Genomic DNA, 21771 nt, shown 5'->3' with positions numbered 1-21771 from the left:
ACTCACGCGAGAAGCGTTGAAATAGAAAACCCTTATATTGAGTTTGAAGACAAAATTCACACTCAAAATGGACAATCGTTTTATACGATCCACTTCTACCAATAAGAAATAACTCAAAATAATTGGATGAATGCAACAGCAGGTAATTCAGGTAGGATTAATGTTGATTTAGATATTAATACCTGTGAAGTGATCCGCGTTTATGGTGAGCGATAGTGATGAATGAATTTAGCCAACTTTTTGTTAAACAAGGTTTTATCAAAATCAATAATATTAATGTTTACCAATCATCTAACTTCTTTATCAAATCAGTAAATATACAGAGAAAAACAACAGGTGATAAATATTTTATTAACTTAGGTGTTTCTCCTATTATTCCTAATCTATCCCCCTTTTCTCATAAAGAAATCGATGCATTTATTCGTTTTAGGATCCATTCTGAAGGCGGTTTTAGCATCGATACAATCCATGATTATCATTTTATAGAAACACTATTTAAAACAAAGATAACTGATTTTTTTGATCATTTTTTATCGATTGATGATGTATTTTCACCTATAACACCAATCATGATAGAAAAGGCCCTTTTACCTACTTATTTAACACAGACAATAACCCAAGTTTCCTTAAGTCATATTTGTGCCAAATATTGGTTAGCGAAAAATGATATTGATAAGGCTAAAGCATTTGCTCATTATGGATTAAGTAAAATAAGATTGGGTGGTGGAATAAAAAAAGTACTCAGGGAAATTACGTTACTGGAATAATAGGATATTGATTTCAAAAATATAGAAAACTTACTAAAAACGGAAACGATTAAGCCTCCGTTCTTATTTCAATTAAATGTATTTTATTGCAATTAATCTATCTGTGTTGCACAGAATCTATGTGTTGGGTGTACCATTTGATCTTGAGCTGCAACGAGTTGCAGTTCGTACTCATTCATTTCTTTAGTTTTTAACATTACTTCATAAACCGCTGCCGCAACATGTTCTAATGCCGTTTGTAACTCTATACCTTTGAGTAAATCCACCAGCATTAAACCACTGGTTAAATCACCAACACCTACAGGTTGGCGCTCACCAAAATCAACCAATGGGCGACTTACATGCCAACTATGTTCTGCAGTGACTAGCAACATTTCAAATCGATCATGACGATAACCTGCACGAGATAAATGTTTAACCAACACAATTTTAGGGCCTCGTTGGCACAATTCGCGTGCGGCATTCACACATTCATCAACATTATGTAAAGCCTTTCCACCCGCTAAAGTTTCAAGTTCTAATAAATTAGGTGCAATAATGTCACTAATAGGGAGAGATTCTTCACACAGCACGCCAGACACTTCAGGCGGCACAATACAACCTTTCTCAGGATGTCCCATTACCGGATCACAAAAATACCATGCGTTAGGATTAGCTTGTTTCACTTTTTTGACGATATCAACAATACGCAAGCCCTGCTCAGCCGATCCTAAATAACCACTTAACACGGCATCGCACTGTGAGAGTTTGCCGATGGCGGCAATACCGTCAACAATGTCAGTGATGTGTTCTGCTGACATGACACAGCCTGTCCATTTTTCTGGATATTGTGTGTGGTTTGAAAATTGAACGGTATTTAAAGGCCAGACATTTACTCCCATGCGGCGCATAGGAAATTCAGAGGCACTGTTACCAGCATGACCGAAAACAACGTGAGATTGAATAGAGAGTATATTTTTCATGACATAAACCGATTATTGTGAATACACACAACACCCAAGCTTTATCATCATAGGCGAGGTATATACGTTTATTTATTATTATTAAGAAAAAGGGCAACTCATTAGCTGCCCTTTACTGTCAATTATTTCCAGATAACGAGGCAGTAGTGTTTTTTACCACGACGTAAAATGGAGTAATGACCAAATAAGAAATCTTTTTCTTCAAAGACATACTCAGGGTTGTCTTGTTTTTCGCCATTAATTGAAACAGCGTTAGAGCCGATCATTGTACGAGCCTGACCACGAGAAGGTACTAATTCTGCGTTAACCAATGCTTGTTGCAAATCACTGTCTTTTTCTAGCTCAATTGTTGGCATACCATCTTGTGCTAATTGTTCAAGGTCAGCTTGAGTTAAATCTGCAATCGCACCAGAGAATAAGCTTTCTGTAATGCGTTTAGCCGCAACTAAACCTTCTTCACCATGAACTAAGCGCGTTACAAGTTCAGCTAATACACGTTGAGCACGAGGTGCTTGACCGCTATTTTTGTCTTCATCTTCAAGAGCATTAATTTCATCTATACTCATAAAGGTGAAGAATTTTAAGAAGCGATAAACATCAGCATCTGCTGTATTAATCCAGAATTGGTAGAATTTGTATGGGCTTGTTTTCTTAGGATCTAACCAAACCGCACCACCTTCTGTTTTACCGAATTTGGTTCCATCAGATTTAGTAATTAGAGGTACAGTCATACCAAATACTTGTTTCTGATTGAAACGACGAGTCAAATCGATACCTGAAGTAATATTACCCCACTGATCAGAGCCACCGATTTGTAATTCAACACCTAAATGCGTATTTAATGACGCGAAGTCATAAGCTTGTAATAGGTTATAGGCGAATTCAGTAAAAGAGATACCAACATCATCACGGTTTAAACGCTGTTTAACCGCTTCTTTGTTGATCATTTGGTTCACAGAGAAGTGTTTACCGATATCACGCAGGAATGTCAGCACATCCATTTGACCAAACCAGTCATAGTTGTTTGCTAATTCCGCACTGTTTTCACCACTGTCGAAATCTAAGAAAGGCGACACTTGCTTACGAATTTTAGCGACCCACTCGTGAACAGTATCTTGGGTATTCAGTTTGCGCTCGGTGGCTTTAAAACTAGGATCTCCAATCAGACCCGTTGCACCACCCACCAACGCCACAGGCTTGTGCCCGGCTAGTTGGAATCGTTTTAAACACAGCAAAGGAACCAAATGCCCCAAGTGCAGGCTATCAGCGGTAGGATCGAAGCCACAATAGAGGGCGATAGGACCTTGCGCCAAACGCTCTACTAAAGCTGCCTCATCCGTGACCTGAGCAATTAGCCCACGCTCCTGCAATTGTGTGATTAGGTTCTTGCTAGACATCAATGACTCCATCGGTTTATTGTTTTTTGTCTATTTAAAATATAAGTGAAACACAAGTGGTATAGCATAAAGCGCCACTACGTTAAGTACCAGTAGAAAAAGACTTTTTTATGCAAATTTATCAGTACACCATTAAGGTGCTAATCGTTCGATATTCCATCCCTGTGGTGATTTTTGGTAGATAAAACGATCGTGTAGACGATTTTCTCGTCCTTGCCAAAATTCAACAGACTCAAAAGTCACACGATACCCCCCCCAAAAACTCGGTAATGGAATGTCTCCGTTTTGAAATTTTTGCTTTAATTCCATGAATTTACTTTCTAACACCCCTCTTGCTGAAATACGAGAAGACTGTTGAGAAGCCCACGCTGCAATTTGGCTATCTTTAGGGCGACTATGAAAATATTTCAATACTTCAATAGTAGAAAGTTTTTCCGCTTTCCCTAAAAAACAGACTTGTCTTTCTAAAGGATACCAAGGAAATAACAAGCTAACTTTTTGATTATGTTCTAAATGACTTGCTTTGCGACTGCCTAAGTTGGTGTAAAAAACCAACCCTTTTTCATCAAAATGCTTTAACAACACGATACGCTGATAGGGCTGCCCATTTTCATCAACAGTAGCAACACACATTGCAGTAGGATCACTCAATCGTGCCTCACAAGCCTGTTTTAGCCATTTTTCAAACAAAACTAATGGCTGCTCAGTTAATTCATGACGTCGTAATCCGCCGTTCATATATTCACGACGTAAATCTGCAACATCAATAAAATCAAGTTCTGTCATTTTTCACTCTCTCTTTTGAGAAACTGCATTCAGCATATCACGCTTAACGAGGATTTGTAGGGTAAATCGCCCCTAAAACAGTTTCTCTTGATGCCCCTGTTACAGAAGGTAAATTTCCAGATTCATTCGCGATTGTTCGAGCAGCTAACCAAGCAAATGCAAGGGCTTCCATATCATCGCCACTTAAACCATATTTGTCTGTTGGTGCCACTTCTGTACCGGGTAATAATGAGGCTAAACGATGCATAATTTGCCCATTTCTTGCCCCACCACCACAAACTAAAAGGCGTTCACATCCCCCACTTAATTGTATTTGTTGTACAATACTGATAGTGGTTAATTCGACTAAGGTTGCTTGTACATCTTCAGGGAAAACATTCGGTACTCTTGCAAGATGATAGTTTAACCATTGTGTATTGAAATATTCTCGCCCAGTACTTTTAGGCGCTGAACGTGAAAAATAAGGATCTGAAAGCATATCCTTTAATAAAAGAAGGTTTACTTTTCCTGTTGCAGCCCACTGTCCATTATCATCATAAGGTGTTTGGTTATGTATCCAATTCCAACTGTCCAACAACATATTACCAGGGCCTGTGTCATATCCTTTAACGGCAACACCTGGCAATAACAATGAAATATTAGCGATCCCCCCAACATTTAGAATAATACGTTTTTCAATGGGGTGTCCTAATACAGCAAGGTGAAACGCGGGTACTAACGGCGCGCCTTGTCCACCATAAGCAATATCTCGACGACGAAAATCACCAACAGTTGTAATTCCCGTTAATGCAGCTACACGATTATTATCACCAATTTGCATCGTAAAGGGCATATCACTTTCAGGCTCATGCCAAACTGTCTGTCCATGGCACCCTATCGCTGTAATATCGCTTGCACTGAGTTTTACTTTTGCAAGTAACTCTATAATCGCTTGAGCATAGAGCTCACCTAATTGAGCATCTAATAAGCCGATTTCATGCAAAGTAGTAGGTTGTCCTTGGCAAACAGCTAAAATGCGTTGGCGTAAAGGCTGCGGATAAGGCAGAAAGTGATTTGCTTGTTGTGCAACAAACTTATTACTGATTGCAGCTAATACAACATCAACACCATCTAAGCTTGTGCCAGACATCACGCCAATGTATCGCCCTGCTCTCATGTTCTTTTCCTTATAATCAAGATGATGCAAATTTTTAACATATAATGTTATATTCTCTTTTTTCAGAAATCTCTTCTGTTTTTACTGTCGGTCTTTACTATATAGTAAGCTATATATTATTAAAATCAGTGTGACACTCGCAAAAATAGTCTATAACTGATACTAAACAACATAGGTGTAATCTGAGCCATTTACCTCGGATTTTCTTTAGGAGTAATTATGTTTAAGCATTTACTTATTGGTCTTTTTACAATGACTGTTCTTACTGGTTGTGTGAATACAAGTTCACTATCAGGTGATACTTACACTGCAAGTCAGGCGAAACAAGCACAAAATATTACTTACGGTACCATTGTTTCTGTTCGTTCGGTTAATATTCAAGCTGGTAGTGATGAGAATATTTTAGGTGCTATTGGTGGTGCTGTTCTCGGCGGTATGTTAGGTAACACAATTGGTGGTGGTACTGGCCGTAACCTTGCAACGGCAGCAGGGGCAATTGCGGGTGGTATGGCAGGACAACAAGCACAAGGCGCATTAAACACCACGAAAGGTGTTCAAATTGAAGTACGTTTAGATAGCGGTAAAACTGTTGCTATCGTTCAAAAAGCAGATAACACAGTTTATAGCCAAGGTCAGCGTGTTGCCGTGATTGGTAACGGAAATAACTTGACAGTTTCTCCTCGTTAATAAATGACAAATAAATAACAAAAACAGGCAACTCAAACGTTGCCTGTTTATTATGACTTAACAATAACTAATTTAAAGAGAGATTTAATACATAACCTATCTATTTATTAACTTCATATAATAAATCACATCTCAATTATTATCACAATGGTAATTAATCTTTATTTAAACAGATTATATATTAAATTTGAAATTATTAGTCATTTAATCTATTTATATTTTTTTCTAATTTTTTAATCGTACTCATTAGTTTTTCAATTTCATCTCGTGGGATATCACCTAATATTTCTTGTCTCGTCTGTTCTATGACAGTATAAACCTCACTAATAAAAAACTCTGACTCTTTCGTTAATTTTATACGTTTTGCTCTACGATCATTTGTACAAGTATGCCGGCAGATTAATTTTTTTTCTTCCAGTTGATCTAATGTTCTCACTAAAGATGGCTGTTCTATTCCTATTGCTTTAGCCAATTGAATTTGTGACTGCTCGGGGGGTAATTGGCTAATATTATACAAGGTGACCCAATGGGTTTGGGTTAATTTTAATGGCTTGAGACGATGATCAATTAAAGCGCGCCATAATCGAACTAAACGCGATAAATCAGCTCCTAATGTTGATTCCACTTATCTCTCCTTAATTAGCATTTCAGTCAACTTATTACAAAAACTAGATATTCATTTTAAATACAATATTATCTATTCTTTTTAATTAAAAGATTACTTTTAATTACAATATAGTTATATATTCTATTTATTAGATAAGTAATTATTTTACAGGCTTAATTTAATCATATTCTTTCCAAGAGCGAAAGTTCATAAAGAATAACCTTGTTATAAAAACTAATCTATATTTTTTTACATAATAATAATTATTATTTCACGGATAATATCATCAAACAAAAAAACACCTTTATTATCATGCAATTATAAAAAATAACCTCTGAGAATGTTTTAAAATGACATGATTGTATTAATAAAGAAAAAATAATAAACCACCTAACTATAATAAATACCGAATATGAATTAAGTGAATAGCTAATTATTATTTTAATATTAAAAAATAAGTATAATTTTTAAAATAAAGTGAGTTGATTATTTTCTTTTTCTATTGAAGCTTCCCCTTTTTTTGACTTTCTTAAATAACGTTGCTGGCAAAGGCGTAATATATTCCGTTTATCTTGCTGACTCATTGTTGACCAATTAAACCGTTCTTGCCGATTCCGATAACACCCTATGCAATATCCTTGTGCGTTCATTTCACAACGTCCAATGCAAGGACTAGGAATATCAAAAATTTCTAATTGTTCTTGCATTTGATTTCCCCCCCCTATTGTTTGCTACTATAGAGTATAGTTAATAGAGATATTATCTGCACACTTCCCATTAAACTGTTAGTGACGTAGTAAAATTGAACTTTAGGGCTTGAACGCGTTATAGTACTGCGCCATCAGTTTATCTGTAGGGTTTAATCATTAAAAAAATACGTGAGGTTTATATGCGAGTACTTCATACCATGATCCGTGTAGGCGATTTACAACGCTCTATCGATTTTTATACCCAAGTTCTAGGTATGCAACTTCTACGCACTAGCGAAAATGAGGAATATAAATACTCGTTAGCTTTTGTTGGTTACGGGGATGAAAGCACAGGTGCGGTTATTGAGTTAACTTATAACTGGGGCGTAAACAGCTATGAAATGGGAACTGCTTTTGGGCATGTGGCATTGGGTGTTGATGATGTTGCAGCAACCTGTGAAGCCATTCGTCAGGCGGGTGGAAATGTTACCCGTGATGCAGGCCCTGTAAAAGGTGGTTCAACGGTCATTGCTTTTGTTGAAGATCCTGATGGGTATAAAATTGAACTCATCGAAAACAAAAGTGCAAGTCACGCACTAGGTAACTGATTTTTATTTAAGCCAGAAGGCATAATTTATTTATCTTTCTGGCTCTTGCTTATTATTAATTTCCGATACTCTATTCTCATCGGATAAGTACAACTTGATGCCTGATATAAATAATCCCAATAAACTTTGTAACCGTTTTCGAGGTTACTATCCTGTTGTCATTGATGTTGAAACAGGTGGATTTAATGCAAAAACAGACGGTTTACTTGAAATTGCTGCCATTACATTAAAAATGGATGAACAAGGCTGGTTAAAACCTGATAACACGCTACATTTTCACGTTGACCCCTTTGAAGGTGCTAACTTAGAACCTGCGGCCTTAGAATTTACAGGCATTGATCCAACAAACCCACTACGTGGTGCTGTCAGTGAATATGAAGCACTGCATGCTATTTTTAAAATGGTACGTAAGGGCATGAAAGACGCAGATTGTAATCGTGCGATTATTGTGGCTCATAATGCGAATTTTGATCATAGCTTTGTCATGACAGCAGCAGATCGTGCAGGATTAAAACGTAATCCATTTCACCCATTCGCCACCTTTGATACCGCAGCTTTAAGTGGTTTGGTGTTGGGGCAAACGATTTTAGCTAAAGCATGTATTACTGCGGGCATTCCTTTTGATAGTAAATTAGCTCATGGGGCGTTGTATGATACTAACCGCACATCATTGCTTTTTTGTGAGTTAGTTAATCGTTGGAAAAAACTCGGTGGATGGCCATTACCTACCCCCTAGAACATATCGTCTTACTCGTGAATTTATGAACAACAAAAAAGCCAGTTCACACATTGTGAACTGGCTTTTTTTTCGAAGAACAGATTGCTCTTTACTGGTTTCAGTATAAAAAACAGGAAACCTTAAAAATCAATTATTGTGCTTCTTCTTCGCCGCGGTATTTATCAGCAGTCTCTTTCAATAACTTTTGTAATTCACCACGTTGATACATTTCTAAGATGATGTCACATCCACCAACTAATTCACCATCTACCCATAATTGTGGGAAAGTTGGCCAATGTGCATACTTTGGTAATTCTGCACGAATATCTGGGTTTTGTAGGATATCTACATACGCAAAACGCTCACCACAAGCAGAAAGTGCTTGAACAGCCTGTGCAGAAAAACCGCAACTTGGTAATTTTGGTGAACCTTTCATGTATAAAATAATTGGGTTTTCTTTGATTTGGCGTTCAATTTTTTCAATAGTCGTCATTTATTACGTCCTTACAGCCTTTTATATTCGATATGCTTTATAGGGGAAAACATGGAAGAAGAATACCACTTTATATTAGAAAGCTCTATATAAGTTTAATTATCCATATAAAACAAAGCATTAACATTACATCATGATGATATTAATGAGAGAATATACAACAAAGAAAATAATGTGTGATAAATAAATCAATACGTTACATATTTTTCTAAAAGATTAGAAAAGATAAATAGAGATACGATAAAAATAGGTATTTACTTCATAACACGACTTTCAGTATTCATTGTTTATGGGTGATAATGCATAGGCAAAACAAAAAGCCTCAATTAAGAGGCTAAGAGCATTTTACATGGGAAAGTATCGATGCTCAGATTGGCTTAGTCCACATTGCTAACTACTGTATGGTTCCATTGTCTAAAAGGATCAAGCAACCCAATGCATTTGTAATATCAGTTATTTCACCTTTTATTTTTACCGTTTGTCCTTTCTTAATTTTAAGGACATTATCTTCTTCACTTGGTTTTAAAGTGTATGAAGCACTGATTTTATTTTTAAATGAAATAGCAACGACTTTAGGTGGTGTTGGTTTATAAAGGTCGTATCTAACCACTTCATCCAGACTTGTGATAGTGGTCACTCTTCCTTCCAAAATAACCCACTTACCTCTCCATTTTTTCTGAGCGGCTATTTCATTATCACTAAAATCCTTACATATTCCTGCATAACTAGCTTCTGTTACCGCTGATTCCATTGAAGGAACTATTTGGTTTACAGCACTATTAACAGAACGAATAGCCTCGTTTATTTTACACCCTGACAACAATATGATTATAGATAATAATAATACTTTCTTTTTCATGTAAATACCTTTATAAAGTCAAAAAAAGATAGATAAAAATATAGATTTAATGAGATTAATAACTATTCTAGCTAAATAAAACAACGTCCTTAACAATATTATTGAGAAATATATAATTTTTTAAAATAGTTTGAATTTTGATTTGATAATAATTGAAATATAAAAAGCCACACTATAACTTTTCAATTATTTTTAAAAATAAGAAAAATCCTGCTGTTCTAAATTTTTATAAAAAAATAAAAAAACTCATCCAATTAAGATAATTAGCCATTTATTCTCTTATCAGCTTATATTTATCATTAATTTATTTAGTGTTTTTTACACCTCACTGATTATGTTTTAATTAGAGACCAAAATATACTTTCCTATGAGAATTTAATATTGTCAGATTGAATATACAGATTGAAATATAAAATTTATTATAAAAACATATTTTAAACACGCCATAGGTTTCTTTATTGGAGTATATTCAGTCATATATTTTTTCACATTAAAAAATGGGAAGTGGACACCACCTATCGTTGCGGTTTACTTCCCATTATTCATACCCAATAATATTTATTGCACTTGACTCACTTTTAGTTGTAAGGCAAAAACAGGATCTGTTGTGCCACACATTGTACGCCCAACAGTCGCTTTTATTTTTATGCGGGCAAGGCCACTTTTGGGGGCAACTCCTTGTAAATGAGCAACGATTATCGGTCGGTTTTCCTGATGAGTAACATGACTTTGCCAGTCATTTTCTGTTATTAATGGAATTAAGTCTCCATCCTGATTTTTTGACATTAATGTCACTGAGATCCACGACGGATTTTCAACAATAAAGTATGGTGATAAACCAACAAATTTACCTATTTCAATTTGTTGGTTATACGGTTGTTCAACAACAGCCTCAGGTATAAATATTTTCTCTTCAACTTCAGAGGGGGTAAATAAAATACTTGTGCTACACATCGCGCCATAAAAGACACTGCAACTGCTTAGCAGTCCGCATAATATGATAATAAATATATTTCTCGTTAATTTATTTATACAAAGTCTTTTAAAGATAATACATCCATGCATTGTTTTACCGCTCCATTAAAAATTATTTAAACGTTATGTCAGATTGTCTATTTATTGGGTATTAAAAACCCTTTCTTGCTGCCAATCAAGCACCGAGATACCCATTTCATTTGCTATTTTAATCACAATAGGAAGTGCTTCATCGACTTTTGAATAAACAAAGCCAATGACAGGAATTTTAGCTTCAAAATTATTACGCAGAGGCCCATCACACCAAATACCGTCCTCTTCTTCCTCATCAGAGAGATCACAAATGCAAGGGAAAATCTGAGAAATAGCGTGGTAAAAGCTCAACATTAAAGGGCTAATATTTACCGTTTCATCATCTTCATTCTGTTCAAATACATCACATGCTTTTTCAAAATCAGATGGAATAGGAAAATCAAATAATGCAACATTATAACTCATTTTAGTCTCCTGATTTTTTACTTTTTATTGAAAGTAAATGTCAATAGGTATCGTAGGTAGTGCGAGAAATATATAGATAATAAGGTTGATGTGAGTACGATATTTCAATATTTCCCTCTTTAGCTTCAATGCCTTCTAGCTCAGAAAAAACAAACGTATTATCTTCGTTTTCAATTTCAATTTTTTCTAAATTTTTGCAGTTATTTATTCCTGTTAATAATATTTTTTTATCTTTAACTAATGAAAAAATATTTTTCCCTTTTTGGGCTAATAGCGCACAAACAGAGTCTAAATCATTTCCTCCAAAATAAGATTGATATACACCTATTAATTTTCCATTATAAAATTTTAAGGCATTTTTATCAGAATCTTTATCAAATGGGGATTGGTTACGAAAAATACAGGTAACTAGCTCATCTTCTGTATCACACATACCTTCTTTTATAAAAGGAATATCATCTATTGACCTGCCAAACTCTAATTTTAATGGCTCATTACTACTGAACCCAAAACCTGTTAAAAATGTCACTATGACAATAACCATATAGACCTTTTTCATTTCACCCTATCCTTTTAAGGCTTATGCATGAAAATAATATTTAAAAGCTAAGCTACATAAACATTAAAAATATTTATTAATTACATGTTATTTCATTATAAAAACATAAAAAATCAAACCTAACGTAAGAATATTTTATCATTTCACATTATTCACACAACCATCCATACCTTTATTTCGGCTAATAGCGATCTTAAAGGTAATTATTATGAGTGAGTTGTTGATTATTCATTGTAGTATTCCTGTATAAATTGAATTTTATTTATAAGGAGAATCTGACATTATCTAACTCTTTACATACTACATATTACTGAGTCTTTATTATGGACATGATTCTGCTGTTTCTCTTCGTCGGATGTGTTACCGGTTTTTTTGCTGGTTTGCTTGGAATTGGGGGGGGCGCAATCATTGTTCCCGTAGTTATGTATGTGGTAAGCCAGCAAGCAATTCCTACTGATATGGTGATGAAAATAGCCTTATCGACTTCATTTTCCGTTATTATTTTCTCAACGGCCTCGTCAGCCTATTCTCACCATAAACGCAACGCTATTTTATGGGAGCAATTTCCTTTATTAGCTATTGGTACGCTTATCGGTATGCTAGTGGGTACATTTTTTGTACAAAAAATGTCAAATACGATATTACAGATCGTATTCTGTATTTTTATGGTATACACCATTTATGGGTTATTAACTAAAAAGAAAGAGTCTGAACGTATCGAAAACGTAAAAGACCCCATTGTTTCAAAACCCGCTTTAACGAGTGGTGGCACATTAATTGGTTTTATATCAAGCTTTATCGGAATTGCAGGTGGCACGATAACAATCCCTCTGTTAAGTCATTGGGGCTTTAATACTCGTAAATGCATTGCAACATCATCAATGATTGGTGTCATCATTGCTTCTATAGGGACAATTATGGGGATCATTTACGGTTGGAATCAAACAAATATTAATGACTATTACTTAGGTTTTATTTATTTACCTGCCTTGATCGGAATAAGTATTACCAGTGTGATCTTCGCGCCTGTTGGCGTAAAAGTTGCTTATCGACTTCCCATACCAAGAGTTCGCCAAATATTTGCATTATTTCTATTCTTAGTTGTAGTGAAAATGTTGTATACGCTTATCATCGAGCCATAATCAATAATACTTTCTATTATCACCATCTATGTTTACTACTTTACGAGATGCTCTATGAGTTATAGTCTTATGAGTATAACTAATCTATATGGCTTATAATTATAGATAAAAGATATTTAGCTGTTATTTCAGTAAATTTTTGTTAAAATAATTAGCAAAATAGCAACAAATTAGTGATTCATTTGCCTCATTTTATCAATTTAGATGAAGTGATTTTAGGCACAAAACCCGAAATAGATAGTATAAAGGAGTACGCAATGTCTTTCGAATTACCAAAATTACCTTATGCGTTAGATGCTCTTGAGCCACATATTTCTAAAGAAACCTTAGAATATCACTATGGCAAACACCACCAAACCTACGTAACCAACTTGAACAATCTGGTTAAAGGCACTGATTTAGAAAGCAAATCTTTAGAAGAAATTATCAAATCTACTGATGGCGGTATCTTCAATAATGCTGCTCAAGTATGGAACCACACTTTCTACTGGAATTGCTTAGCACCAAACGCTGGCGGCGCGCCAACAGGTAAAACTGCTGATGCAATCAACAATGCATTTGGCTCTTTTGAAGAGTTCAAAAAACAATTTAACGATGCGGCCGCAAAAAACTTCGGTGCAGGTTGGACTTGGCTCGTTAAAAAAGCAGATGGTTCTCTGGCGATTGTTAATACATCTAACGCAGCAACACCAGTTTCAGGTGAAGACAAACCTCTGTTAACTGTTGATGTATGGGAACATGCTTACTACATCGATTACCGTAACGCTCGCGTTAAATATTTAGAAGAGTTCTGGGCACTGGTTAACTGGTCTTTTGTTGACGCTAACCTGGCTTAATTGCATGTGATAATCAAAGATGAGTAATTAAGATTCATTTTTGGTGACATAATAACAAAGGGCCTTCAGCCCTTTGTTATATTCAGATATTCGATAATTTATAACTTAAATTAATCGGATATTTTATAAAGCAGTGATTAGAACATCATAGTTGAAAATAAGACGATCATAACAAGTGCTGCTACTGCTGTACTCAAACCAAATTTCAGATCCGTATCCATCTATTCTCCCTCAAAATGATTATAATACACGTTATTAACCATAACCTTGTCATGGGTAATTATTATCACATATCAATATTTGCTAAAATAGCGACCAGTGCACAATTTATAACATTGATTAATACTTTCACTTTTGAGCTAGATCATACAAAATTCACAGCTAATCGCTAAATTATTGCCAGTGTTTGCCCTATGTATGACTATACTGGCAGTTAAACCATAAAATTAGATAAAACAGACCAATGAAGGTCAGGAGTTTTCCACACCATGGCAACAATAAAAGACGTGGCAAAACGCGCAGGCGTATCAACCACGACTGTTTCTCATGTGATCAACAAAACACGTTTTGTTGCTGAGAACACACGGGCAGCAGTTTGGGCTGCTATTAAAGAATTAAATTATTCGCCTAGCGCCGTTGCGCGTAGTTTAAAAGTCAATCATACCAAATCTATTGGCCTGTTAGCCACGTCCAGCGAAGCTCCTTACTTTGCTGAAGTGATTGAAGCCGTTGAAAATAGTTGTTATAGCAAAGGCTACACACTTATTTTATGCAATTCACATAATAATCTCGATAAACAAAAAGCCTATTTAGCTATGTTGGCACAAAAACGCGTTGATGGATTATTAGTGATGTGTTCTGAATATCCCGATCACCTTCTCTCTTTGTTGGAAGGTTACCGTAATATTCCAATGGTTGTCATGGATTGGGGTAAAGCACGCGGTGACTTCACTGATACCATTATTGATAATGCATTTCAGGGCGGATACATTGCGGGTCGTTACCTTATTGAACGTGGTCATCGTGATATTGGTATCATTCCAGGCCCATTAGAACGCAATACGGGGGGTGGTCGCTTACAAGGCTTTTTAAAAGCAATGGAAGAAGCCAAAATCACCGTAAAAGATGAATGGATTGTACAAGGAGACTTTGAGCCAGAATCAGGTTACAAAGCGATGTGCCAAATGCTAAGCCAGAAACAACGTCCTACGGCTGTTTTTTGTGGTGGTGATGTGATGGCTATGGGGGCAATTTGTGCCGCCGATGAGTTAGGTTTACGTGTTCCTTTTGATATTTCGATTGTGGGTTACGATAATATTCGTAACGCTCGCTATTTTACACCCGCATTAACCACCGTCCACCAGCCAAAAGAGCGATTAGGTCAGATGGCATTATCAATGCTGCTTGATCGCATCGTAAGTAAACGCGAAGACGCTCAAACCATCGAGGTTCATCCAAGATTAGTTGAGCGCCGTTCAGTTGCTGATGGCCCTTTTATCGACTACCGTCGATAATTATTATTCAGCACCCTGATTTCTAGCGAAGCCATTCCTCATTTAAGGTCTGGCTATCTCCAAGATAATCTAACAACCACGTCAAAGCGGGCGATTCACTTTTATCGACCCACGTCAGGCAGCATGGGCTGTCTGGCAATGGTTGCGCAAGTTCTAATGTAACAAGCTTACCTTGTGCAATTAATGTTTCCGCTCGATGCCAAGGCACCATACCGACACATAATCCTGCTAATAAGCACTCAAGCCCCATCCCCCAAGTAGGCACAACCATTCTTCGTTGATTATTTAACGCCCACGTGTCACGTTTTGGCAAACTCCTTGAAGTATCTTCTAAGCATAAACTAGGATAAGGTCGCATTTCATCATCCGTTAATGGATGTTGTGCTTTTGCTAAGGGATGATCAACATGACACACACAGCGCCAAGGCATAAAGCCCATATCTCTAAAGCTATAACGTTCTCCTATAGGCGATGCTCTTGTTGCGCCAATAGCTAAGTCAACTCGACCATTAACTAAGGAATCCCATACACCATTAAACACTTCAGGGTAGACATACAGCTCAATATCAGGAAAATGACGATAAAAATCGAGAATAAGCTGTTGTGTTCTTTCGGGTTTCACAATGCCATCAACGGCTATACTAAATTGTCCTCGCCACCCATTAGAAACCTGTTGACAAAGGTGTCGAGTGTCATTCATTTTTTTGATAACAGATCGCGCTTCTTTGATGAAAATTTTACCTGCATCGGTTAATTCCACATCACGGTGGCGACGCTCAAATAAAGGAACGGCAAGCCATTCTTCTAATTGCCGAACAGTGTAACTAACGGCGGAGGGCACTCTGTGCAATTCTTGAGCAGCGGAGCTAAAACTTCCTGTTCTTGCGACTGCATCGACAACTTCTAAAGAGTATTCTGACCACATAGAGTTTATTCCTTTGAAAATTTTTCACAGCATTAACCAAATATTCCCGTTTCACAAGTAAAATAGGTCTTAGTTACAATACATAAAATGTTCTACATCACATAGCATAGAAAATAAAATGAATTCAAAAACTGCCACACAATCAAAAACACCTATGAGCTTTATGGTATACCTAGCGGGTCTGAGTATGTTGGGTTACTTAGCTATCGATATGTACTTGCCTGCATTTGGGATAATGCAACGTGAACTCTCTATCAGCGAAGGCGCTATCAGTAATAGCCTAAGTATCTTTTTATTTGGCTTTGCTGTTGCTCAATTACTTTGGGGACCGCTCTCTGACAAAGTGGGCCGTAAGCCTATTCTACTTATCGGTTTAAGTCTTTTCTCTTTAGGCTGCCTTGGCATGCTGTGGGTTGAAAGTGCAACAGGCTTACTTGCAATGCGCTTCTTACAAGCTTTTGGTGTCTGTTCTGCTGCTGTTATCTGGCAAGCATTAGTCATTGACCGCTTTGATGAATCTCGCGCGCAACACGTTTTTGCCTTAATCATGCCATTGGTTGCCCTATCACCCGCCCTTGCCCCTTTGATTGGCGCATCGTTATTAAATCATGGCGGCTGGCGTATGATTTTCATGCTGTTAATGGTCGTAACCCTTGTTTTAATGATACCGACATTAATGCTGAAAAACATTAAACAAAAATCTGTTACTGACACAAAACAACCTTCAGCTTCATTTATGACTTTACTAAAATCACCTATCTATACAGGTAACGTATTAGTTTATGCATCTTGTAGTGCTGGTTTTTTTGCTTGGTTAGCAGGTTCTCCTATTATTCTTGAGAAGATGGGCTACTCACCACAGGATATCGGTTTAAGCTATATTCCACAAACTATCGCATTTATGGTCGGTGGTTATGGTTGTCGTATTTTACTATCAAAAATGACAGGTAAAACACTGCTACCAATATTGCTAATAGGCTACGCAGTCAGCATGACAGCATTGTATCTTGTGGCTAAATTTACTGAGCCAACATTAACCACGATTTTAATTCCGTTCTGTATTATGGCGGCAATGAATGGTGCATCTTACCCAATCGCTGTCTCTAACGCGTTATCTGCTTACCCTGAAATTAGTGGTAAAGCAGCTGCATTACAAAACGCACTCCAACTTGGTCTTTGTAGCTTAGCCAGCTTTATTGTCTCTGCCTTTATTAGCCAACAACCCTTAATTAATACGACAGCAATTATGGCGTTGACTGCCATTCCAATGGCGGTTGGTTACTTTATTCAGCGAAATAAATCCGTTAGCAAACACACAGTTCAAACGGCAGAATAATCCCCTTTCAGTTTTTAAGAATCATCTTAAAAAGGCCATTTTATAAAAAATGGCCTTTTTCTTTTCTAGAGAAAACCACACTACGTCTCTATACTTATTAATACGCTATTACAGCGTTTTATTTATTTTTTCTTTCGGATTTTGAGGCGTTAAACCGATCATTAGCTGATTATGTCAGATTAGTTGTCTTATTAATTCTATTCGTTCACTCTTTATTGAACACGATACCATTTTAATACTGTCAATCTGCACACATCCTTTCTTGGCCTTATGTCTCAAAACCCGCTTAATTTACGCCGGAGAGTATATGAGTACATCTTGTGTAGAAGAAGGCCGAAAGACCTCCAATGATCCTTATAAAAGGATCGCGATAGAACTATTAACTCACGCAGACATTCGAGTGAATGGCTCTGAACCTTATGATATTCAGGTTCATAATCAAAATTTTTATAAAAGAGTATTACAGCAAGGCTCATTAGGTCTCGGTGAAAGTTATATGGATGGTTGGTGGGATTGTGAGCGACTTGATATATTCTTTCATAAAGTTTTACGTGCAGGTCTTGAGAATAAGCTGCCACAAAATCTACGCGATATTATCAAAATCGCGACAGCCCGCCTTTTTAATCTACAAACACAAAAACGAGCGTGGATGGTAGGTAAAGAGCATTACGATCTTGGTAATGATTTATTTACTGCCATGCTTGATCCTAATATGCAATATTCCTGTGGCTATTGGAAAAATGCAGATAACTTAGCGCAGGCGCAAGAACATAAATTAGATCTCATTTGTCGAAAATTAGATTTAAAACCTGGGATGACCTTATTAGATATTGGGTGTGGCTGGGGAGGTCTTGCCGCTTATGCCACAAAACATTTTAGTGTTTCTGTCACGGGCGTTACTATTTCCGTTGAACAACAAAAAATGGCACAAGCTCGATGCCAAGGACTCGATGTTAATATTATTCTTGAAGACTACCGTGATTTACAGGAAAAATTTGATCGCATCGTTTCAGTGGGTATGTTTGAGCATGTTGGGCCTAAGAATTACGCTACCTATTTTGATGTCGTTCGTCGTAATTTAAAGGAAGAAGGCTTATTTTTACTGCACACCATTGGATCTAACCTTGATAAAGTGAATGTGGATAGTTGGATCAGTAAATATATCTTCCCAAATGGTTGTCTACCTTCTATTCAAAAAATTGCCCATGCGATGGACAGCAAATTTGTGATGGAAGACTGGCATAACTTTGGTGCAGATTACGATAAAACGCTAATGGCTTGGTATCAGCGTTTTCTAGTCTCTTGGCCTGATATTGAATCTCATTACACACCCCGCTTTAAACGTATGTTTAGCTATTACCTTAATGCTTGTGCAGGTGCCTTTCGTGCCAGAGATATTCAGCTATGGCAAATCGTACTAAGCCCTAAAGGTCATATTGGCGGTTTGCAAATCCCACGTTAATTCTTTTTTTATAAAAAGAGAAAAGCCAGTTTGATTGATAAACTGGCTTCTTCTTTGGTTATCTTTTAATAGCAACAATATTAATCATTAATTATGTGAAGCTTACTCTTCATTTTCACTTTGTTGTTGTGCTGCTAATAAAGCTTGTTGCTGTGCTTGTTGTGCCATAACACGTTCGACTGTATCGACAATCGCCTGAGTTTGAGGATCAAGTTCGATATTCACTTTATCACCGAGACGTTTACGACCTAATGTTGTTCTATCACGTGTTTCAGGGATGAGATGCACACAAAAGCGGTTATTAACCACATCACCAATTGTCAGGCTAATACCATCAATACCGATAAAACCTTTATGTAAAATATATTTCATCAATGCTTTATCAAAAATACGAAACCAAATTTGTAAGTTATTTTCTGAAGTAATAATTTTGGCAACTTCAGCGGTTGTCACAATATGCCCAGACATCACATGCCCACCAATTTCATCACCATATTTAGCGGCACGCTCAATATTAACTTCCGAACCAACTTTTAACTCACCGAGGTTAGTTAGACGCAATGTCTCTTTCACTAAATCAAAACTAATCTGTGTATCTTCAATTTTAGTGACAGTTAAACAGCAACCATTATTCGCGACAGAAGCACCTGTCTCTAAATTGCCGACTAACGCTTTGGGTAATTCAATGATATGGGTACGAAAATCGCCTTTATCTTCGATAGCAACAACCCGCCCTTTTCCCTGAACAATACCTGTGAACATCTGACATCTCCTTGATTCGATAAACTGGTAAACTCAAATTAGGTTTATGCTATTTAGAATAACATAGCTCGTATTAATACAAAGGAACAATTACCGCATTTATTCCGTGTCGATAATTGACGTTAAATATAACGTAAAAACACTTAATAAATTATCAAAATCCTGTGTTTAAAAAGCGAGACTTCTTTCGTTGCTAATTAAACTTTTATCATTAGAATATGCGTTCTTGAGGATCTCTTTACGTCATTTTAACAATGCGGCGTTTGTTCTCTTTCTTTCCTATCGTTTTCTTATAATAAATAAAGGTGTATGCGTGCAGAAGTACATAAAAGAAGCGCGTAGCTTACTTGCTCTCGGTATTCCCGTTATCATCGCGCAATTTTCCCAAACGGCAATGGGTGTAGTTGATACTGTCATGGCGGGTGCTGTAAATGCCACAGAAATGTCTGCGGTAGCAGTGGGTACGTCTATTTGGTTGCCAACCATTTTATTAGGTCAAGGCATATTAATGGCATTAACGCCAATCGTTGCACAACTAAATGGCTCCGGGCAACGAAAACATATTGCTGATCGCACACAGCAAGGTTTTTGGCTCGCAACATTCTTATCGATCATGGTTATTGCCATTCTTTATAACAGCCGATTTATTATTGAAGCACAACATGATATTGACCCTGAATTAGCAGAAAAAGCCATTGGTTTTATTCATGCGATTATGTGGGGTGCCCCAGGTTGTCTTTATTACCAAGTACTTAGAAGCCAATGTGAAGGATTATCCAAAACAAAACCAGGTATGATAATCGGTTTTGTAGGCTTATTGATCAATATTCCTGTTAACTATGCTTTCATTTACGGTAAATTTGGTGCGCCACAATTAGGTGGTATTGGTTGTGGTGTCGCAACCGCCTCTGTTTTTTGGGCAATGTTCTTGATGATGCGTTATTACGTTCGCCGTGCGCCAACACAACGCGATGTTCAGCCTAAAAAACGTTTTGTACTTCCTGAACTCAACATCATAAAGCGTATTACATTTTTAGGGCTGCCTGTTGGTTTAGCGTTATTCTTTGAAGTAACTCTGTTTGCCGTGGTTGCTTTGTTAGTATCACCTTTAGGCGTGACCGCCGTTGCAAGCCATCAAATTGCACTGAACTTTAGTTCACTCATGTTTATGTTCCCTCTTTCATTGGGCATAGCTGCAACCATTCGTGTAGGTCATAACCTAGGGCAACGCTCTACAGAACAAGCTCGTATTTCAGCCATTACATCTCTTGCGGTGGGTTTAATGCTGGCAAGCTGTACTGCCATTTTCTCTATTATCTTTAGAGAAAAAATCGCCTTAATGTATAACGATAATATTGAAGTAGTGACATTAGCCTCACATCTCATGTTGTTTGCTGCACTTTACCAGCTATCAGATTCGGTACAAGTCATTGGCTCTGGAGTGTTACGTGGCTATAAAGATACGCGCTCTATCTTCTTTATCACCTTTATCGCTTATTGGGTTATTGGCCTGCCTTCAGGTTATTTATTAGGGCGTACTGATTATGTTGTAGAAGCCATGGGCCCTGCCGGTTTCTGGATTGGCTTTATTCTTGGTTTAACCGCATCAGCAATTATGATGGGTTCTCGCATTTGGTGGATCCAACGTCAATCTGATGAAGTGGTGTTATTACGCTCAGAGCGTTAAACAAAACGCTTATTTTGGCAAGGGAATGGCACAAATATCAACAAATAGCTTTAAATACGAGCAGTTGAATATAAATTTGTGTTTTTCCTCTTGCCAGAATCGGATCATCTCGTTAATATTCGTCCCCGTTGTAACCCAAAATAGATAATGCGTCCATAGCTCAGTTGGTTAGAGCACCACCTTGACATGGTGGGGGTCGGTGGTTCGAGTCCACTTGGACGCACCATTTATTTTTCAGCAACATTTCAATACAGTGCGTCCATAGCTCAGTTGGTTAGAGCACCACCTTGACATGGTGGGGGTCGGTGGTTCGAGTCCACTTGGACGCACCATTTATTTTTCAGCA

24 protein-coding genes and 2 tRNA genes are annotated in these 21771 nt (G+C 37.0%); 12 read left to right on the top strand and 14 right to left on the bottom strand.

Annotated elements, in window-relative coordinates; translation table 11 throughout:
* Positions 1–218 precede the first annotated feature (218 nt).
* Positions 219–767, top strand: a complete 549-nt coding sequence (locus INT04_RS02485) for a DUF4304 domain-containing protein (RefSeq protein WP_226893940.1) — start codon at positions 219–221, stop codon at positions 765–767.
* Positions 768–859: 92 nt separating this feature from the next.
* Here the strand turns inward: INT04_RS02485 and pdxY are convergent, their stop codons facing one another.
* The 4 genes from pdxY to anmK all read right to left on the bottom strand — a co-directional run bounded on the left by pdxY (position 860) and on the right by anmK (position 5068).
* Complete coding sequence (gene pdxY, locus INT04_RS02480; RefSeq protein ID WP_193014549.1) at positions 860–1729, bottom strand: pyridoxal kinase PdxY; 870 nt, start codon at positions 1727–1729, stop codon at positions 860–862.
* A 122-nt stretch (positions 1730–1851) separates the two neighbouring features.
* Positions 1852–3126, bottom strand: coding sequence for a tyrosine--tRNA ligase (tyrS, locus tag INT04_RS02475; RefSeq protein WP_193014548.1), 1275 nt, complete (start codon positions 3124–3126; stop codon positions 1852–1854).
* Between the two features lie 132 nt (positions 3127–3258).
* The gene (gene pdxH / locus INT04_RS02470) at positions 3259–3912 is read right to left on the bottom strand and encodes a pyridoxamine 5'-phosphate oxidase (RefSeq protein WP_193014547.1); all 654 of its coding nucleotides are present in this window, start codon (positions 3910–3912) and stop codon (positions 3259–3261) included.
* 43 nt (positions 3913–3955) lie between these two features.
* A complete protein-coding gene (gene anmK, locus INT04_RS02465) occupies positions 3956–5068 on the bottom strand; it encodes an anhydro-N-acetylmuramic acid kinase (protein WP_193014546.1) in 1113 nt (370 codons plus the stop codon).
* A 219-nt stretch (positions 5069–5287) separates the two neighbouring features.
* Here anmK and INT04_RS02460 point away from each other — a divergent pair, with 219 nt between their 5' ends.
* Entirely contained in the window at positions 5288–5755 is a 468-nt protein-coding gene (locus INT04_RS02460; RefSeq protein ID WP_193014545.1) for a glycine zipper 2TM domain-containing protein, read from the top strand.
* Positions 5756–5951: 196 nt separating this feature from the next.
* Here INT04_RS02460 and slyA read toward each other — a convergent pair whose 3' ends face one another.
* Positions 5952–6380 (bottom strand): transcriptional regulator SlyA, encoded by a 429-nt coding sequence (gene slyA / locus INT04_RS02455; protein ID WP_193014544.1) that lies wholly within the window; start codon positions 6378–6380, stop codon positions 5952–5954.
* 449 nt (positions 6381–6829) lie between these two features.
* Positions 6830–7069 carry a DUF1289 domain-containing protein gene (locus tag INT04_RS02450; protein ID WP_193014543.1) on the bottom strand — a complete coding sequence of 80 codons (240 nt, stop codon included), beginning with the start codon at positions 7067–7069 and terminating at the stop codon, positions 6830–6832.
* Between the two features lie 182 nt (positions 7070–7251).
* Here INT04_RS02450 and gloA point away from each other — a divergent pair, with 182 nt between their 5' ends.
* Both gloA and rnt read left to right on the top strand, forming a co-directional pair.
* Positions 7252–7659 carry a lactoylglutathione lyase gene (gene gloA / locus INT04_RS02445; protein ID WP_193014542.1) on the top strand — a complete coding sequence of 136 codons (408 nt, stop codon included), beginning with the start codon at positions 7252–7254 and terminating at the stop codon, positions 7657–7659.
* 97 nt (positions 7660–7756) lie between these two features.
* A complete protein-coding gene (gene rnt, locus INT04_RS02440; protein WP_193014541.1) occupies positions 7757–8395 on the top strand; it encodes a ribonuclease T in 639 nt (212 codons plus the stop codon).
* Between the two features lie 133 nt (positions 8396–8528).
* Here rnt and INT04_RS02435 read toward each other — a convergent pair whose 3' ends face one another.
* The 5 genes from INT04_RS02435 to INT04_RS02415 all read right to left on the bottom strand — a co-directional run bounded on the left by INT04_RS02435 (position 8529) and on the right by INT04_RS02415 (position 11761).
* The gene (locus INT04_RS02435) at positions 8529–8870 is read right to left on the bottom strand and encodes a Grx4 family monothiol glutaredoxin (RefSeq protein ID WP_193014540.1); all 342 of its coding nucleotides are present in this window, start codon (positions 8868–8870) and stop codon (positions 8529–8531) included.
* Between the two features lie 394 nt (positions 8871–9264).
* Entirely contained in the window at positions 9265–9729 is a 465-nt protein-coding gene (locus INT04_RS02430) for an OB-fold protein (RefSeq protein WP_193014539.1), read from the bottom strand.
* Between the two features lie 558 nt (positions 9730–10287).
* A complete protein-coding gene (locus INT04_RS02425; protein WP_193014538.1) occupies positions 10288–10683 on the bottom strand; it encodes a hypothetical protein in 396 nt (131 codons plus the stop codon).
* Between the two features lie 162 nt (positions 10684–10845).
* A complete protein-coding gene (locus tag INT04_RS02420) occupies positions 10846–11202 on the bottom strand; it encodes a hypothetical protein (protein ID WP_193014537.1) in 357 nt (118 codons plus the stop codon).
* Between the two features lie 40 nt (positions 11203–11242).
* Positions 11243–11761, bottom strand: a complete 519-nt coding sequence (locus INT04_RS02415) for a hypothetical protein (protein WP_193014536.1) — start codon at positions 11759–11761, stop codon at positions 11243–11245.
* Positions 11762–12084: 323 nt separating this feature from the next.
* On the opposite strand from INT04_RS02415, the gene INT04_RS02410 reads away from it, so the two are divergent.
* Together INT04_RS02410 and sodB are read left to right on the top strand one after the other, a co-directional pair.
* Entirely contained in the window at positions 12085–12903 is an 819-nt protein-coding gene (locus tag INT04_RS02410; RefSeq protein ID WP_193014535.1) for a sulfite exporter TauE/SafE family protein, read from the top strand.
* Positions 12904–13160: 257 nt separating this feature from the next.
* Positions 13161–13739: a superoxide dismutase [Fe] gene (gene sodB / locus INT04_RS02405; RefSeq protein WP_193014534.1), complete on the top strand. Its 579-nt coding sequence runs from the start codon at positions 13161–13163 to the stop codon at positions 13737–13739.
* Between the two features lie 137 nt (positions 13740–13876).
* Here sodB and INT04_RS19530 read toward each other — a convergent pair whose 3' ends face one another.
* Positions 13877–13960 carry a YnhF family membrane protein gene (locus tag INT04_RS19530; protein WP_102949514.1) on the bottom strand — a complete coding sequence of 28 codons (84 nt, stop codon included), beginning with the start codon at positions 13958–13960 and terminating at the stop codon, positions 13877–13879.
* Positions 13961–14227: 267 nt separating this feature from the next.
* On the opposite strand from INT04_RS19530, the gene purR reads away from it, so the two are divergent.
* On the top strand, positions 14228–15253 hold the full coding sequence (gene purR, locus INT04_RS02395; protein ID WP_193014533.1) for an HTH-type transcriptional repressor PurR: 1026 nt from the start codon (positions 14228–14230) through the stop codon (positions 15251–15253).
* Between the two features lie 22 nt (positions 15254–15275).
* Here purR and punR read toward each other — a convergent pair whose 3' ends face one another.
* A complete protein-coding gene (gene punR, locus INT04_RS02390) occupies positions 15276–16178 on the bottom strand; it encodes a DNA-binding transcriptional activator PunR (protein ID WP_193014532.1) in 903 nt (300 codons plus the stop codon).
* 118 nt (positions 16179–16296) lie between these two features.
* Between punR and punC the strand changes: the two genes are divergently transcribed.
* Both punC and cfa read left to right on the top strand, forming a co-directional pair.
* On the top strand, positions 16297–17514 hold the full coding sequence (gene punC / locus INT04_RS02385) for a purine nucleoside transporter PunC (protein WP_193014531.1): 1218 nt from the start codon (positions 16297–16299) through the stop codon (positions 17512–17514).
* A 307-nt stretch (positions 17515–17821) separates the two neighbouring features.
* Entirely contained in the window at positions 17822–18976 is a 1155-nt protein-coding gene (cfa, locus tag INT04_RS02380; RefSeq protein ID WP_193014530.1) for a cyclopropane fatty acyl phospholipid synthase, read from the top strand.
* 102 nt (positions 18977–19078) lie between these two features.
* Here the strand turns inward: cfa and INT04_RS02375 are convergent, their stop codons facing one another.
* Positions 19079–19738 (bottom strand): riboflavin synthase subunit alpha, encoded by a 660-nt coding sequence (locus INT04_RS02375; RefSeq protein ID WP_193014529.1) that lies wholly within the window; start codon positions 19736–19738, stop codon positions 19079–19081.
* A gap of 313 nt (positions 19739–20051) precedes the next feature.
* Between INT04_RS02375 and INT04_RS02370 the strand changes: the two genes are divergently transcribed.
* The 3 genes from INT04_RS02370 to INT04_RS02360 all read left to right on the top strand — a co-directional run bounded on the left by INT04_RS02370 (position 20052) and on the right by INT04_RS02360 (position 21757).
* The gene (locus tag INT04_RS02370) at positions 20052–21425 is read left to right on the top strand and encodes an MATE family efflux transporter (protein WP_193014528.1); all 1374 of its coding nucleotides are present in this window, start codon (positions 20052–20054) and stop codon (positions 21423–21425) included.
* Positions 21426–21574: 149 nt separating this feature from the next.
* Positions 21575–21651, top strand: a tRNA-Val gene (locus tag INT04_RS02365).
* 29 nt (positions 21652–21680) lie between these two features.
* A tRNA-Val gene (locus INT04_RS02360) sits at positions 21681–21757 on the top strand.
* The last annotated feature ends 14 nt before the right edge of the window (positions 21758–21771 follow it).

The organism is Proteus sp. FME41 (genome assembly GCF_014897315.1).
Classification (GTDB): domain Bacteria; phylum Pseudomonadota; class Gammaproteobacteria; order Enterobacterales; family Enterobacteriaceae; genus Proteus.
The sequence above is the reverse complement of the archived record's forward strand: the minus strand, read 5'-3'. Positions and strand labels throughout refer to the sequence as shown.

Excerpts from the sequence above, each read along its gene's own strand:
- INT04_RS02485 (WP_226893940.1), top strand. The coding sequence starts at position 219 with ATGAATGAATTTAGCCAACTTTTTGTTAAACAAGGTTTTATCAAAATC.
- pdxY (WP_193014549.1), bottom strand. The coding sequence starts at position 1,729 with ATGAAAAATATACTCTCTATTCAATCTCACGTTGTTTTCGGTCATGCT.
- tyrS (WP_193014548.1), bottom strand. The coding sequence starts at position 3,126 with ATGTCTAGCAAGAACCTAATCACACAATTGCAGGAGCGTGGGCTAATT.
- pdxH (WP_193014547.1), bottom strand. The coding sequence starts at position 3,912 with ATGACAGAACTTGATTTTATTGATGTTGCAGATTTACGTCGTGAATAT.
- anmK (WP_193014546.1), bottom strand. The coding sequence starts at position 5,068 with ATGAGAGCAGGGCGATACATTGGCGTGATGTCTGGCACAAGCTTAGAT.
- INT04_RS02460 (WP_193014545.1), top strand. The coding sequence starts at position 5,288 with ATGTTTAAGCATTTACTTATTGGTCTTTTTACAATGACTGTTCTTACT.
- INT04_RS02450 (WP_193014543.1), bottom strand. The coding sequence starts at position 7,069 with ATGCAAGAACAATTAGAAATTTTTGATATTCCTAGTCCTTGCATTGGA.
- gloA (WP_193014542.1), top strand. The coding sequence starts at position 7,252 with ATGCGAGTACTTCATACCATGATCCGTGTAGGCGATTTACAACGCTCT.
- rnt (WP_193014541.1), top strand. The coding sequence starts at position 7,757 with ATGCCTGATATAAATAATCCCAATAAACTTTGTAACCGTTTTCGAGGT.
- INT04_RS02435 (WP_193014540.1), bottom strand. The coding sequence starts at position 8,870 with ATGACGACTATTGAAAAAATTGAACGCCAAATCAAAGAAAACCCAATT.
- INT04_RS02430 (WP_193014539.1), bottom strand. The coding sequence starts at position 9,729 with ATGAAAAAGAAAGTATTATTATTATCTATAATCATATTGTTGTCAGGG.
- INT04_RS02425 (WP_193014538.1), bottom strand. The coding sequence starts at position 10,683 with ATGTGTAGCACAAGTATTTTATTTACCCCCTCTGAAGTTGAAGAGAAA.
- INT04_RS02420 (WP_193014537.1), bottom strand. The coding sequence starts at position 11,202 with ATGAGTTATAATGTTGCATTATTTGATTTTCCTATTCCATCTGATTTT.
- INT04_RS02415 (WP_193014536.1), bottom strand. The coding sequence starts at position 11,761 with ATGAAAAAGGTCTATATGGTTATTGTCATAGTGACATTTTTAACAGGT.
- INT04_RS02410 (WP_193014535.1), top strand. The coding sequence starts at position 12,085 with ATGGACATGATTCTGCTGTTTCTCTTCGTCGGATGTGTTACCGGTTTT.
- sodB (WP_193014534.1), top strand. The coding sequence starts at position 13,161 with ATGTCTTTCGAATTACCAAAATTACCTTATGCGTTAGATGCTCTTGAG.
- INT04_RS19530 (WP_102949514.1), bottom strand. The coding sequence starts at position 13,960 with ATGGATACGGATCTGAAATTTGGTTTGAGTACAGCAGTAGCAGCACTT.
- purR (WP_193014533.1), top strand. The coding sequence starts at position 14,228 with ATGGCAACAATAAAAGACGTGGCAAAACGCGCAGGCGTATCAACCACG.
- punR (WP_193014532.1), bottom strand. The coding sequence starts at position 16,178 with ATGTGGTCAGAATACTCTTTAGAAGTTGTCGATGCAGTCGCAAGAACA.
- punC (WP_193014531.1), top strand. The coding sequence starts at position 16,297 with ATGAATTCAAAAACTGCCACACAATCAAAAACACCTATGAGCTTTATG.
- cfa (WP_193014530.1), top strand. The coding sequence starts at position 17,822 with ATGAGTACATCTTGTGTAGAAGAAGGCCGAAAGACCTCCAATGATCCT.
- INT04_RS02375 (WP_193014529.1), bottom strand. The coding sequence starts at position 19,738 with ATGTTCACAGGTATTGTTCAGGGAAAAGGGCGGGTTGTTGCTATCGAA.